This is a genomic window from Polaribacter sp. (assembly GCF_039939415.1).
In the GTDB taxonomy this organism is placed as follows: domain Bacteria; phylum Bacteroidota; class Bacteroidia; order Flavobacteriales; family Flavobacteriaceae; genus Polaribacter.
Window position 1 is genome coordinate 1 of sequence record NZ_JBDVJE010000010.1, and the last position, 14,964, is coordinate 14,964.

A 14,964-nucleotide genomic window follows, 5' to 3' on the forward strand; every position below is an offset into this window, starting at 1 on the left:
GTTTTTTGCTCCCCATAAAATAGAAACATAATCTACTTTGTTATTTTTAAATACATTTTTAGTAATGTTTACGTTTACAATACCTCTATGATTTAGTAACATTTTGTTTTTTTCTTTACTACCGCAATTTGTAAAAGTAGAGTTTTGTACTAATAAATTTCCTCCAATTGTAGACTCATCATAACCGCCTCTATAATAATCTATAACATTTTGTTTTACGTTATTAAAATGACAGTTATCAATAGTTAAAAACTCTGTGTTATAATCTCCTCTATCATTTGTTTCTTCAGATAATTCAATACCGTTTTCACAATTAGAAATAGAAGTATTTGTAAAAGTAACTTCTTCTGAGAATGATTGTTTGTATACTTTTAAGGCATAATTAAAGTTACTGATTTTAGAATTTAAAACTTCTAAACCAAAATGATTAGACATATTTTCTTTTAAGCTAGCAAAAGCATATTGCGTATTTGTACCTTTTAAAGAAATGTTGTTTAAAGTTAATTTTCCATAAGGATGTAATGCAATGGCAGGAGTTTTAGCTGCTCCAGAATATAGAATTTCAGCATTTCCTTTAGCTATAATTGTAATTGTTTTGTTAATAACTAAAGATTCTGAAATTGAGAAAGTACCATCATTTAGCTCAATAATATCTCCACTTTTTGCGTTACTTAATTTAGTAACTAATTCTGAGCTATTATTTACGGTATGAGTTGTAGCTTTAACGGTTTCAATAACATTAGAGTACCAATCTGCCCCATATTTTGTTTTATCTAATAAATCTAACTGAATGTTATCTGTATTTAAAATTGCTCCAATTTGATTAGATTTACTTCTAGAGTTTCCTAATAAGTCTGCAGTAATCGTTTCAAAATCGAAACCAGAGTACACTTCTACATCTCCAAAACCAGTTGTAGGTAAAGAAATATCTGTACCCACATTAGTTACTTTTAAGTCTTTAGAAATTAAACCATGTGCATTTTTAATTTCTATACCATTATTATCTATAACATTGCTTTTAAAAGTTACACCATCAGCTTTATCATGCTCAATAATAGGGTTTGCATCTCCTTTAGAATTGTAAATAACATTATTAACAACTTCTGTTCTTAAGGCTCTTGCAGAACGAATTTCTGATTTAGGCAATACATCTTTTTGAGCTAAATTTTGCCCAACTCCAAATTGAAATGGTGAGTCTGAATCTACAAATGTATTATAAGCAATTACTACATCTGTAACTTGGTTATATCTGTTTAAAGGTGACTTTGGAATTCCGTTCATTACTGCTATAGGGCTTCTAAAGTTTTTACCTTTTATTTTATAAAAAAGATTATTAATTACCCAGTGGCCAGTGTTAATAATTCTAATTCCACCAAATTGTTCATTAACGCCATCACCAATAAAATAATTACCATCTACAGTTACGTAATTACCATGTCTTGTAACTACAGAACCTTCACTTTTGTAAAAAACGTTATTTTTTATGATGTTAAAATTGGTTTTACTAGAAATAATTTCTACCTCACCATTACATTCTTCAAATAAGTTGTTTGCAATAGTTGTATTACTTGGAGACATAGAAGTAAAACTACTACCTAGTTGTATAGTTTCTCCTCTTGCACCACCTTTTCTTGGTCTTGGTCCGAAATGATTATTTATTATTTTATGATAATTTCTTATGCTTTGGTTTCCTTTTAAATCTACTCTAACAGTTGGTCCTCCATTAGTTTTACCAGCAATATAACAGTTGCTCAATTCATTGTGTTTACCATAAAACTGTACCCATAGATTGTCTTGATCTCTTTGAAGATTGTTAAAGTCTAAAATTACACAATTTGTAACTTTACTATGATTAGCAACTTCTTTTTTACTTGTTCTAAAAGCAATTACATTTGTTTTAGGTGAATGACCATTTCTAAAAAATAAGCCGTTTACTTCTAAATAATTTCCACTTATTTCTAAACTAGATACACCTTCTATAAAAACTTTTCCTGGAGTTTCTGCTCTTAAAGTGATAGGATTGTTTTCTGCTCCTTCTGCTTTAAATTTAATTTCTAAATCTGTGTAGGTTCCATTTTTTATAGTAATATCATCACCTGCTTTTGCATTTTTTATTGCATCTTGAATTTCTGTATTAGTGCTAACTAAAATGCTATTTGTAGATTTCTCATTACAAGAAATTAGTGATAAAAATAGACTAATGATTAATAATGATTTTTTCATAAAACGTTATATAAATAATTAATGTAATATTTTTTAAATAAAAATTGGTAAACCAATTTGGTTTACCAAAGATATGTACTTAATTTGAGGTGTAAAAATTTTAGATTGATTAATCTAAAACATAATAGCTATTTTTAAAAATTAATCAGTTGATTTTAAGTTTTTTATTTTTTTTTAAGTTGATTTTACTTATTTAACATAGCATTTAAGAACTTTGTTAACCAATGTGTCTTTTTTAAATACAATAAAATACAAGCCTTTAGAAAAACCTGAAACGTTTAATTTGTTTTTATTTATTCTTTTTTCAATAGAAATTTTTCTACCTGAGTTATCAAATAATTCTATTGCATCGTATTTGCCAGAATTATTAAAAACTATTTCATTAGATGAATTAGACATTAATAATATTCTTTCTGCTTTTGCTTTTAAAACATCAACAGGTACAACATCTTTTATTTCTTCAATACTGAAATTAGCATATTTTAAAATTTCATCTTGCAAATCTTGTTTGTTTTTTAAGCTTCTGTATATTCCCCATTTTGGTCTGGCAAAGTCAGCCCCATCTTGCCAAGTGTCTAAAGGACTATTTTTATAGCTAAATAAAATTTTTTCGTTTTCTACATTTTTTATTTCTATAGAATAGCTTCCTGAGTTATCAAATTTAATAACTTCTGTAACTTCAATCCAATTTCCTTTTAGTAAATCTAAGTTTACTTTATCTAATGTTTTTTGACTTTTAGTTGGTGTATATCTTAATTCTAATTTATCAGGATTCCCTTTTCTTAAAGTTAATGATATCATTGGTATTGAAGCATAAGGTCCTCCTACAGCTTTTATTTGATGTATATGTGTAAAACTAGAGGATGGTTTAAAGTTTTTAGGTAATTTAAACTTCCATTTGTAAGCTACTGTTTCTCCTATAGTTGCTTTTAAGTTTTCTGGAGAATCTTTATAGGTTTTAATTTCATTACGTTGTCTATCAAATTTTTTACAGCGATCGTTATCTGGTGTAACATGAATATGAAATAAAAAGACATTTTTTTTCAAATCATTGTCATATTCTTGTGTAATATGATCTCCAAAAATTTCGTGATTACAATCAGGAACCTCAACAACATTTCTATTTGGGTTTGCTAAAACAGTATTTATTAAACTATATGTATCTGTAGTTCCATCTGCATTTAAAACAACCTGACTATTAACAATATTAGAAATAGATGTAAATAGTATTAAAAGAAAAAATCTACTTTTCATACTTTATGTTTATTGTTTTAGGCCAATAGTTGCAATACCATTTTGCTCTTTTAATAATGGAGATTTATTACTTGGAATAAAGAGTTGTTTGTCTTCCCATTTAGCGCTTTTGTATAAAATATTTTCTTTTTTTGCATTTTCACCTACTTTAATAAAGCCGCTATTATGTATTAAGCAATTAGAAATAATATTAGATTTACCTTTTAAGCTAATTGTTGTTTTTACTTTATAACTATTTTCTATTACCGAGTTTGTAATTTCTACTTTATGAATTCCATCAGTTCTAATAATTTTTCCTTTTTCAGCATTATAAACGTTACTGAAAATAGAATTTTTGATGATTAAATTACCTCCAGGTATTTCTGGAGAAAGAGTTGCTCTTACATAATTAATAGCATTTTCTTCTATGTCAATAAAAACAGAATTATCGATTATAATATTGTTTGCATTAAAGAATCCCATAACATCTTTGTCGTAAGATAAATTTAATCCTCTATAACTGTTTTCGAATCTAGAGTTTTTAAAACTTAAAGTATCTGCTTTTGTACCATTATATGCTTTAAAAATACTACCTCCGTTTTTGTTTTTAAAGTTTTTAAAAGTAATGTTGTTTGCATAAAAATTATACAAACCACTTTGTTGTTTGTCTGGTGATACTGCAGCGTATTTTATGTTAGAGTTTTCTCCATCTATAATTGCATCATTAATTTTTAAAGAAACCTCTTCATTAATTCTAAAAAAATAACTAAATGGTTTTTTTAGTTTTTTTGGAGCTGTTAATATAGTAGCACCACCTTTATCTCCATTTATGGTAATGTTTTTAGCAACTTTAATGCTTTTTTCAAAAATGTATTCTCCAGTTTTTAAATTTAAAACAGATCCAGGAGCAGCTTTACTAATAGCCTTTCTTAAAGTTTCAATTCCTGGTTCTACAGTAATTTCTTCTGCTTTAATTATTGGGGCAATAATTTTTGGAGTCCAACCAGGACCAGCTCTTAATTTTAATGCTTTTGGTAATTTTTTAGAATCTAAGTTAAATGCACCAGCATTAAAAATTTGTCTAGCACTATTTGTAATGTCTTTTTCGAAACTTTTATTGTTTTTACTTACAGCTAAAAGATCAGTATTATTTGATGTTGGAATAGGGAATGAAGCTATTTTTTTCCAATCTATTTTTGTAGCAGAAAAACCTTTTAAAGCTTCTGGGCTTGGAGAATCTATGTAGTTGTTGTTGAAAGAAATCCCTGATACGTTATCTACAAAAACAATGTTTTTACTTGCTTTAGTATTGAAGATTACGTTGTTTGAGAAATTGGTGTTAATGGGTGCTAATGTTTTTTCATCATCTTTACCTTCTCCAAATGAAATTGGACCAGAATTAATAATTGTATTATTCTGAATGTCTACATTTTTAACTTGATGATACCTGTTTAAAGGTGAGTTTGGTACACCATTCATCACTACAATTGGGCCTCTATATCCATCTCCCGTTAAACCAATTAAATAATTATTTCTAACAATATGACCTTGATTAATAATTCTAATTCCTCCAGTTTTAGAAACACCATTTCCTAAAAACACATTTCTTTCTACCAAAGCATTATTACCATGTCTAAGTGTTAAAGTTCCTTTACTTTCTACAAATAAATTATCTCTAAAAATATTGTCGCAAGATTTGTTAGATACTATTTCAATTTCACCATCACAATTAGCAAAAATATTTCTTTCTACTATTGTTTTAGAAGACTTCATAGAGTTTGCACTTGTACCAATTCTAATTGTTTCACCACCATTTTTACCTAAATCTGGTCTTGGGCCAAATAGGTTGTTATCTATTCTGTGGTTATTTTCAATATGTTCTTCTCCCTTTAACCAAACTACTAATGTAGTTCCTTCACTTGTTTTACCTGTAAAGTTATTATGGTCTACCCTGTTGTTTTTTCCCCAAATATCTACCCAATGATCTTTTAGTGGAGTTTCTGTATTAAAGTATGAAATTGTAGAATTTGTAAAACGACAATGATTAGCAAAAGTTTTAGAATCTTTTCTAAACTGAACAACAGATTTATATTCTGTATCTCCGTTTTTAAACCAGAGACCACTAACAATTACATATTCACCATAAATATTTAATGTAGAATTACCAGAAATAATTACTTGTCCAGGAGTTTCTGCTTTAACGCTAATTGGGTTTCCATCTTCTCCTTTACCATAAGCATTCAGTTTTACATCTTTCCAAATTCCATTTTTTAGAACGATTGCATCACCTGCTTTTGCAGATTTCATTGCTTCATTAAATTCTGTAATATTAGAAACTAAAATTTCTTGAGCGCTAATTTTAATTGATGTAAATGATAACATTACAATTAGTATTATGGCTATTTTTTTCATAAAAAAGGATATATAAACTTGTTTATTTTTACTTTTCAAAAAGTATACCAAGATATTTTATGGTATCTATTTTAAGGCGCTTCAAACTGGTTAACCAATTTGGTTAACCAAATATACGTATATTTATTAGAATACAAAAAAGAAACTTTAAGGTAGAATTTTTTTTTAGTATTTATAAAATTTAAATAATTGTAAAAAAGCCTTTAGAATTAATACTCTAAAGGCTTTTTTTAATATATAATAAGTTTTTTACAACTTAAAAGCATTTTTTATTTTTTCAACATAATCTAGTTTTTCCCATGTAAAGGTTTCTACTTCTTCAGAAATAGTTTCTCCCATAGGATTTGTAAATGTAACAGTTTTAATTTCTGGAGTTCTCCCCATGTGTCCGTAAGCTGCAGTTTCAGAATAAATAGGAGTTCTTAATTTTAAACGCTGCTCAATAAAATAAGGACGCATATCAAAAATAGATGCTACTATTTTACTGATTTCTCCATCTGTTAGATCTACTTTAGAAGTACCGTAAGTATCAACATTAATACTTGTTGGTTTTGCAACTCCTATTGCATAAGAAACTTGAACTAAAACTTCTTTACAAAGTCCTGCTGCAACAAGGTTTTTAGCAATATGTCTTGTTGCATAAGCTCCAGATCTATCAACTTTACTTGGGTCTTTACCAGAAAAAGCACCACCACCATGGGCTCCTTTTCCTCCGTATGTATCAACAATAATTTTTCTACCTGTTAAACCAGCATCTCCATGTGGTCCACCAATTACAAAAATTCCAGTAGGATTTATGTGATAAGTAATACTGTCTGTAAATAATTTTTGAATATGAGCTGGAAGTTTAGCAACTACTCTAGGGATTAAAATCTCTACGATATCTTTTTTGATTTTAGTCAACATTACTTCTTCTGAAGCATCAAAATCATCATGTTGTGTAGAAATTACAATTGCGTCAATTCTTTGAGGTACATTGTCATCAGAATACTCAATGGTTACTTGAGATTTTGCATCTGGTCTTAAGTAAGAAATATCATTGTTTTCTCTTCTTAATGTTGCTAATTCAATAAGTAATCTATGAGATAATTCTAATGCCAAAGGCATATAATTTTCAGTTTCATCAGTTGCATAACCAAACATCATACCTTGGTCTCCAGCACCTTGCTCTTCTGGTTTTGCTCTGTCAACTCCTTGGTTGATATCAGGTGATTGCTCATGTATTGCAGATAAAACTCCACAAGAGTTTCCATCAAACATGTATTCTCCTTTTGTGTAACCAATTTTGTTAATTATATCTCTAGCAATTTTTTGTACATCTAAATATGTTTTAGATTTTACTTCACCTGCTAATACAACTTGCCCTGTTGTAACTAAAGTTTCACAAGCTACTTTACTAGACTTATCAAAAGCTAAAAAATTATCAATTAAAGCATCTGAAATTTGATCAGCAATTTTATCTGGGTGTCCTTCAGAAACGCTTTCTGAAGTAAATAAATATGACATAATAAATCTTCTTTTTATGATTATTGAAAAATGAAAAGAGATTGCATTGGTCGCGAAAAGTAGTAGGAATTTACTGCTTTAGCATTTTTTTTATGAGGTTGCAATCAGTTCAAATTTTTCCTCTAAATTCTTTGCAAAGTTACACTATAAATCTAAATAACATAATTTTTTGTAATAATATTTTATTATGGTATTATCAATAAATTAAAAGTGTTTGTCGAATGTTTAATTAATAAATTGAAATATTATGTTTTTAAATAGATATCATTATTTGTTTTAAAATAAATCAGTTTTTTCTTGCATATTAAATTTTTCTGAACATATATTTGCACTCACAAAGTTCAATAACTTATTGAAATGTTATCAAGAAAGGTGAAGGGATTAGACCCGTTGAAGCCTTAGCAACCCTTTTCGTGAGGAAAAGAAGGTGCTAAATTCTACTTAATTTCAGATTCATTTATCTGAGATTGGATAGATAACCCAAAAACAATTACATATTCGTGTATTTGTATAATTCTTAATAACATTTTTCTAGTAAGTCCATCAATAATATTGATGCATTCAACTTTTGTTTTAATTATTTATTAACTCAAAAAAATAGAAAAATGAGTACGCACAAATTAGCAACAAACGCATTACATGCAGGGCATGATGTAACACAAAATGGAGGAACAAGAGCAGTTCCTATTTATCAAACTTCTTCGTATGTTTTTAACAATTCAGAACATGCAGCAAATCTTTTTTCATTAAAAGAATTAGGTTTTATTTACACACGATTGAATAACCCTACAAACCAAATTTTACAAGATCGTTTGGCAGCAGTAGAAGGCGGAATAGGAGCTGTAGTTTTTGCTTCTGGTACAGCTGCAATTGCAACAGGATTGTTAACATTATTAAAAGCCGGAGACCATGTTGTGGCTTCTAGTAGTTTGTACGGAGGAACTTACAATTTATTAAACGTAACTTTACCAAGATTAGGGATAACAACAACATTTGTAGATGCTTCTAATCCTGATAATTTTGCAGAGGCTGTAAAAGATAATACGAGAGCTTTTTTTGTAGAGTCTTTAGGAAATCCTAAATTAGATGTTTTAGATTTAGAAGCAATTTCTACACATGCAAAAGCTGCAGAAGTGCCTTTTATAGTTGATAATACTGTGGCAACACCTGTTTTATTAAATCCTATAAAACATGGTGCAGATATTGTGATACATTCTTTAACAAAATACATTGGCGGACAAGGAACGTCTTTAGGTGGTGCAATTGTAGATGCAGGAACTTTTAATTGGGCAAATGGTAAATTCCCTGAGTTTACAGAACCTTCTGCTGGTTACCATGGTTTAAAATATTACGAAACATTAGGTGCAGCATCTTATACTTTTAAATTGATTTTAGAAGGATTGCGTGATTTTGGAGGCGCATTAAGTCCTACAAATGCGTTTAACATCATTCAAGGTTTAGAAACTTTACCTGTTAGAATTCAACAACATTCTAAAAATGCTTTAGAATTGGCAAAATGGTTAGAAGCACAAGATGAGGTTGCTTGGGTAAATTATCCTGGTTTAGAAAGTAGTAAATATAAGTCTTTAGCGGATAAATATTTGCCGAAAGGACAAAGTGGAATTGTAACTTTTGGACCAAAAGGAGGTTTTGAAGCAGCAAAAGCAATTGCAGATAAAACAAAGATTTTTTCTTTATTGGCAAATATCGGAGATACAAAATCTTTAATTATTCATCCATCAAGTACAACACATCAACAATTAGATGAAGCAGCACAAGCAAGTGCGGGTGTTAGTCAAGATTTAATTCGTTTGTCTGTTGGTATAGAAGATATAGAGGATTTAAAAGACGATTTAAAAGCAGCTTTTTCAGAAATATAAATAAATGTCTCCTTGAGTGCAGTCGAAAGCTTTAAATTACTTTTCGTAAATAAAGAGTTTTCGACTGCGCTGGAACAGACAAAAAAATAAATATCAAAATTGAAAGATTTACTACAACATATTAAAATTGAAAATTTTACTACAGAAACAGGTGTTTTAATTTCTGAATTAAATTTAAGTTATCAAGTTTTTGGTCAAAAATTGGGTACCGCTCCTTTGGTTTTAATCAATCATGCATTAACAGGAAACTCTAACGTAGCCGGAAAACTAGGTTGGTGGCAAGATATTGTTGGTGTAGATAAAGCCATTAATACAGATGTGTACACTATTTTATCATTCAATATTCCGGGTAATGGATTTGATGAGTTTTTAATTGATAATTATAAAGATTTTATAGCAAGAGATATTGCGAGAATTTTTTTACAAGGTTTGTCAATTTTAAAAATTGATAAAGTATTTGCCTTAATTGGCGGATCTTTAGGAGGAGGAATTGCATGGGAAATGGTGGTTTTAAACAATCAATTAACGCAACATTTTTTACCAATAGCCACCGATTGGAAATCTACCGATTGGTTAATTGCCAATTGCCAAATTCAAGAACAATTTTTAGTAAATTCTAAAAACCCTGTACACGATGCACGTATGCATGCTATGTTGTGTTACAGAACTCCGGAGTCTTTTAAAGAACGTTTTCATAGATCTAAAAATGAAAATTCAGATATTTTTGATGTAGAAAGTTGGTTGTTGCATCATGGTAAATCGTTGCAAGAACGTTATCAACTATCATCTTATAAATTAATGAATCAATTATTAAAAACAATTGATGTTACGATTGGTGGACAAAAGGCAGAAGAAATTTTAGATAAAGTTGAAGCAAATATTCATATTATAGGCGTAGATTCTGATTTGTTTTTTACTGCGGAAGAAAATAGAGAAACACATAAAAAGTTAGCGTTAACTAAAAATAATGTTACTTATAATGAAATAAATTCTGTGCATGGGCATGATGCCTTTTTAATGGAATATGATCAATTACAAAAAATAATTGAGCCTATTTTTAATGAAGACTACAAAGAAAAGAAAATGAAAGTTTTAAAATTTGGAGGAAAATCATTAGCAAATGGAGAAGGTTTAAAAAATGCGGTTGAAATAATTATCAATAAATTTAAAGAAGGAGATAGAATTGCAATTGTTGCTTCTGCAAGAGGAAACGCAACAAATGAGTTAGAGTCTATTTTACAAAATGCAGCTTCTAAAAAAGAATATAAATCAGATTTTGAGAGTTTTAAGAATTATCAACAATTACCAAATACTAAAGTTGATTTTTCTAAAGAGTTTTTAACGTTAGAAACTATTTTTGAAGGAGTTTCTTTATTAGGAGATTATAGTCAGAAAATTAAAGACGAAGTTTTAGCTCAGGGTGAAGTTTTATCAGTAAAAATGTTAGCAAGTTTATTGCAAGAAGAAACCATTTCTGCCAAAGCAGTAGATGCAAGATCTTTAATAATTACTGACGAAAATTTTGGAAATGCACAGCCAATAACTGTAATTTCTAAAGAAAACGTAACAAACTTTTTTAAAGAAAATAATACATCCATAAATATTGTTACAGGTTTTATAGCTTCTAATAAAAAAGGAGAAACCACTACTTTAGGTAGAAACGGAAGTAATTATACAGCTGCTTTATTAGCAAATTATTTAGATGCTGATGAGTTGCAAAACTATACACACGTTAGTGGTATTTTTACTGCGGATCCAAAATTAGTTGCCGATGCAAAAAAAATAGATCAACTTTCTTTTAATGAAGCAAATGAGTTGGCCACATTTGGTACCAATCTTTTGCATGCAAAAACAATTATTCCGTTAATTGAAAAAAATATCAACCTTAGAATTTTAAATACTTTTAAATTAAGAGATAGAGGTACTTTAATATCAGCATCCACAACTTCTAAAGGAATCAAAACCATATCAACCATAGAAAATATGGCAATGATTAATTTTGAAGGTAGAGGTTTACTAGGTAAAGTTGGTGTAGATGCAAGAATTTTTAATACACTCAGTAAAGAAAATATAAGTGTAAATATTATTGCACAAGGATCTTCGGAACGTGGAGTTGGTTTGGTAATTGATGCAGAAAATACCGAACGTGCCGTAAAAGCATTAGAAGAAGAGTTTGAAAATGATTTTCAGGCCCAAGACGTAAATCATATTGCTGTTTTTGATGATGTTTCTGTAATTTCAATTGTTGGTCAAGACTTAAGTGAGTTTCATCACCCGTATAATGCTTTAATAAAAAACCAAATTGTACCTGTCTTATTTAATAACACGGTTACTGGTAAAAATGTAAGTTTGGTGGTTAAGAAAAGTGAACTTTATAAAGCAGTTAATGTAATTCACGGTCAGGTTTTTGGAGTTACCAAAAAAATAAACATTGCCATTTTTGGAAAAGGTTTAGTAGGTGGAACTTTAATCGACCAAATTATAGAAAACACACAATCTGTTTTAGAAAGAAGAAAATTACAATTGAATGTTTTTGCAGTGGCCAATTCTAAAAAAACATTGTTACAGAAAAACGGAGTTTCTAAAAATTGGGAAGAAGATCTTTTAATAAATGGTGAAGAAAATATAAGTGTTGATGAGATTATCACATTTGCAAAAGAAAATCATTTCGAAAATTTAATAGCTGTAGATAATACCGCAAGTGTCAATTTTGTAGGTAATTATATTCCGTTAATAGAAGCTGGTTTCGATTTAGTTTCATGTAATAAAATTGCAAATACATTGTCTTTTGATTTTTATAAAGAAGTAAGAGCTAAATTAAAAGAATATAAAAAACAGTATTTGTACGAAACCAATGTAGGTGCAGGTTTGCCTTTAATTGATACAATTCGATTATTGCATGAATCAGGAGAAAATATCACTAAAATTAGAGGTGTTTTTTCTGGGAGTTTAAGTTATCTTTTTAATACTTTTTCAGCAGAGAATGTATCTTTTTCTAAAACATTACAAGAAGCAATTGATAAAGGTTTTACAGAACCAGATCCGAGAGAAGATTTAGGAGGAAATGATGTTGCTAGAAAATTACTAATTTTGGCAAGAGAATTAGAACTAGAAAATGAATTTGATGAAGTTGAAATCAAAAATTTAATTCCAGAAAATTTAAGAGAAGGTAGTGTTGATGATTTTTTAAGTAATTTAGATTTGTTAAATAATGAATATAAAACGCTAAAAGAAAGTCAAGAACCAAATCACGTTTTACGTTACATTGGAGAATTAAGCGGTGATTTATCTAAAAATAAAGGGAAATTAGAAGTGAAATTAGTTTCCACAGAAGAAAGTACACCTTTAGGTTCATTAAAAGGTTCTGATGCAATATTTGAAATATATACAGAATCTTATGGAGAACAACCTATTGTAATTCAAGGAGCAGGTGCAGGAGCAAGTGTAACTGCAAGAGGAGTTTTTGGAGATATTTTACGATTAGCAAAACATAACAACTAAAAATAGTAAGCAGTTTTCCGTTGGCAATATTTCAGTCAAACAAGAATAACTAACAACTAAAAACCAACAACTAACAACTATTTAAAATGAGCAAATATTTCGAAACAGAAGCCATAAGAAGTCAAACTGAAAGAAGTCAGTTTTCAGAACATTCTACACCTTTATATTTAACCTCAAGTTTTGTTTTTGATGATGCAGAAGATATGCGTTCATCATTTGCAGAAGAAAAAGAAAGAAACCTGTATAGTAGATTTACAAATCCAAATACAACAGAATTTGTAGATAAAGTTGTAGCAATGGAAGGAGCAGAAGCTGGTTATGCTTTTGCAACCGGAATGTCTGCTATATTTTCAACATTTGCAGCTTTGTTAAACGCAGGAGATCATGTAGTTTCTTGTCGTTCTGTATTTGGTTCTACACATAGTATGTTTACCAAATATTTGCCAAAATGGAATATTAAAACTTCTTATTTTAAAGTTGATGAGGTTGATTTGGTAGAAAGTTTGATTCAAGAAAACACAAAAATTCTTTATATAGAAACACCTACAAATCCAGCAGTTGATATTTTAGATTTAGAGTTGATTGGTAAAATTGCTAAGAAACACAATTTAATTTTTATTGTTGATAACTGTTTTGCAACACCATATTTACAACAACCCATTAAATTTGGAGCAGATTTAGTAATTCATTCTGCCACTAAATTAATGGATGGACAAGGAAGAGTTTTAGGTGGAGTTACAGTAGGGAGAGTAGATTTCTTAAGAGAAATCTATTTGTTTGCAAGAAATACAGGACCAGCAATGTCGCCTTTTAATGCATGGATTTTATCTAAAAGTTTAGAAACTTTATCTTTAAGAGTAGAAAAACATTGTGAAAATGCGTTAAAAGTTGCTCAATTCTTAGAAGAAAATAAAAATGTAGAATTCGTAAAATATCCTTTTTTAAAATCACATCCTCAATATAAAGTAGCCAAACAACAAATGAAATTGGGTGGAAATATTGTTGCTTTTGAAATTAAAGGAGGTATTGAAGCTGGAAGAAAATTTTTAGACAAAATTAAAATGTGCTCGTTATCTGCAAATTTAGGAGATACAAGAACAATTGTTACACATCCATCTTCTACAACTCATGGGCGTTTATCTGAAGAAGATAGATTAGAAGTTGGTATTACAAATGGTTTAGTACGTGTTTCTGTTGGTTTAGAACATGTAGAAGATGTAATTGCAGATTTAAAACAAGCTTTAGTAGAAAGCAACTAAAGTTTAGGTGTATTTTTGTGCTAAACAGAATTTTATAAAAAAATGAATTCTGTTTGCTGAATTATAATTAATTTTAACTCATTATTTAATTCAAGAATTTTTAAAATCTTTATGAAGTTATTGTATAATTTTTTTTCATCTTTAGTTTTTTCATTTTTATTATTTAGTTGCTCTAAAGATTCTACTGTTGTAGAAGTTTCTGATAACTTGTCATTATCTATTTTAACAGAATTTTCTGCAAATGAAGAATCGCAAACTATTGCAGTTACATCTAATTTAAATTGGACAGTAGTTAATGATCTAAGTTGGCTTTCAATTTTACCTCCTAGCGGATCAAATAACGGAACAATATTTGTGTCTGCAGAAGAGAATACATCTTATAGTGAACGTTCAGGAAAAATAACAATTAAAGGAGGTAGTATTTCTAAGGTAATAACTATAGAGCAGTCTGGAAAAGAAAATAATGGATCCTCAAATGGTTTAGATCCCAATAAAGCTCCTTCAGAAAATTTTAATTTATCTACTTGGAAATTAAATACCCCAGAAAATAATGGAAATAATTTGTCAAAAACTATTTCTGTAACTGATATAAATAATGGGTATCAGAATAGTAATTATTTTTATACAGCAGATGATGGGGGAATGGTTTTTAAATGTCCTGTAAATGGTTATAAAACATCTGCTAATACAAGTTATACTAGAGTAGAACTTCGCGAAATGTTAAGAGGTACAAATACTAGTATAAATACTCAAGGAGTAAATAAAAATAATTGGGTTTTTGGTACTGCACCAGAAGCAGATAAGGTTGCAGCTGCTGGTTTTGATGGAGAAATGAATGCTACTCTTGCAGTTAATCATGTAACAACAACTGGTGAAAGTGGTCATATTGGTAGAGTTATTATTGGACAAATTCATGCAAATAATGATGAACCAATACGTATATATTATAG

The 14,964-nt window shown here is 29.0% G+C and carries 8 protein-coding genes and 1 riboswitch; of the genes, 4 read left to right on the forward strand and 4 right to left on the reverse strand.

Annotation, left to right across the window (positions count from 1 at the left end; genetic code table 11):
- The 4 genes from ABJG40_RS01480 to metK form a co-directional block, all read right to left on the reverse strand.
- Positions 1-2,223: chondroitinase-B domain-containing protein (locus ABJG40_RS01480; protein ID WP_348022807.1), on the reverse strand; the 2,223-nt coding region annotated here is incomplete at its 3' end.
- 189 nt (positions 2,224-2,412) lie between these two features.
- Positions 2,413-3,477, reverse strand: coding sequence for a heparin lyase I family protein (locus ABJG40_RS01485; protein WP_348022808.1), 1,065 nt, complete (start codon positions 3,475-3,477; stop codon positions 2,413-2,415).
- A 9-nt stretch (positions 3,478-3,486) separates the two neighbouring features.
- Positions 3,487-5,868: a polysaccharide lyase 6 family protein gene (locus ABJG40_RS01490; RefSeq protein WP_348022809.1), complete on the reverse strand. Its 2,382-nt coding sequence runs from the start codon at positions 5,866-5,868 to the stop codon at positions 3,487-3,489.
- A gap of 249 nt (positions 5,869-6,117) precedes the next feature.
- Positions 6,118-7,374 carry a methionine adenosyltransferase gene (gene metK / locus ABJG40_RS01495; protein WP_348022810.1) on the reverse strand — a complete coding sequence of 419 codons (1,257 nt, stop codon included), beginning with the start codon at positions 7,372-7,374 and terminating at the stop codon, positions 6,118-6,120.
- 357 nt (positions 7,375-7,731) lie between these two features.
- A riboswitch (SAM riboswitch) is annotated at positions 7,732-7,856 on the forward strand.
- Positions 7,857-7,979: 123 nt separating this feature from the next.
- On the opposite strand from metK, the gene ABJG40_RS01500 reads away from it, so the two are divergent.
- The 4 genes from ABJG40_RS01500 to ABJG40_RS01515 form a co-directional block, all read left to right on the forward strand.
- A complete protein-coding gene (locus ABJG40_RS01500) occupies positions 7,980-9,254 on the forward strand; it encodes an O-acetylhomoserine aminocarboxypropyltransferase/cysteine synthase family protein (RefSeq protein ID WP_348022811.1) in 1,275 nt (424 codons plus the stop codon).
- A 99-nt stretch (positions 9,255-9,353) separates the two neighbouring features.
- Entirely contained in the window at positions 9,354-12,755 is a 3,402-nt protein-coding gene (thrA, locus tag ABJG40_RS01505) for a bifunctional aspartate kinase/homoserine dehydrogenase I (RefSeq protein WP_348022812.1), read from the forward strand.
- A gap of 86 nt (positions 12,756-12,841) precedes the next feature.
- Positions 12,842-14,014: an O-succinylhomoserine sulfhydrylase gene (locus ABJG40_RS01510; RefSeq protein WP_348022813.1), complete on the forward strand. Its 1,173-nt coding sequence runs from the start codon at positions 12,842-12,844 to the stop codon at positions 14,012-14,014.
- A gap of 111 nt (positions 14,015-14,125) precedes the next feature.
- Positions 14,126-14,964, forward strand: an 839-nt coding sequence (locus tag ABJG40_RS01515) for a polysaccharide lyase family 7 protein (RefSeq protein WP_348022814.1), incomplete at its 3' end; no start/stop codon positions are given.

What these genes read in the sequence shown, in the direction of transcription:
- ABJG40_RS01485 (WP_348022808.1), bottom strand. Translation starts at nt 3,477, where the DNA reads ATGAAAAGTAGATTTTTTCTTTTAATACTATTTACATCTATTTCTAAT.
- ABJG40_RS01490 (WP_348022809.1), bottom strand. Translation starts at nt 5,868, where the DNA reads ATGAAAAAAATAGCCATAATACTAATTGTAATGTTATCATTTACATCA.
- metK (WP_348022810.1), bottom strand. Translation starts at nt 7,374, where the DNA reads ATGTCATATTTATTTACTTCAGAAAGCGTTTCTGAAGGACACCCAGAT.
- ABJG40_RS01500 (WP_348022811.1), top strand. Translation starts at nt 7,980, where the DNA reads ATGAGTACGCACAAATTAGCAACAAACGCATTACATGCAGGGCATGAT.
- ABJG40_RS01510 (WP_348022813.1), top strand. Translation starts at nt 12,842, where the DNA reads ATGAGCAAATATTTCGAAACAGAAGCCATAAGAAGTCAAACTGAAAGA.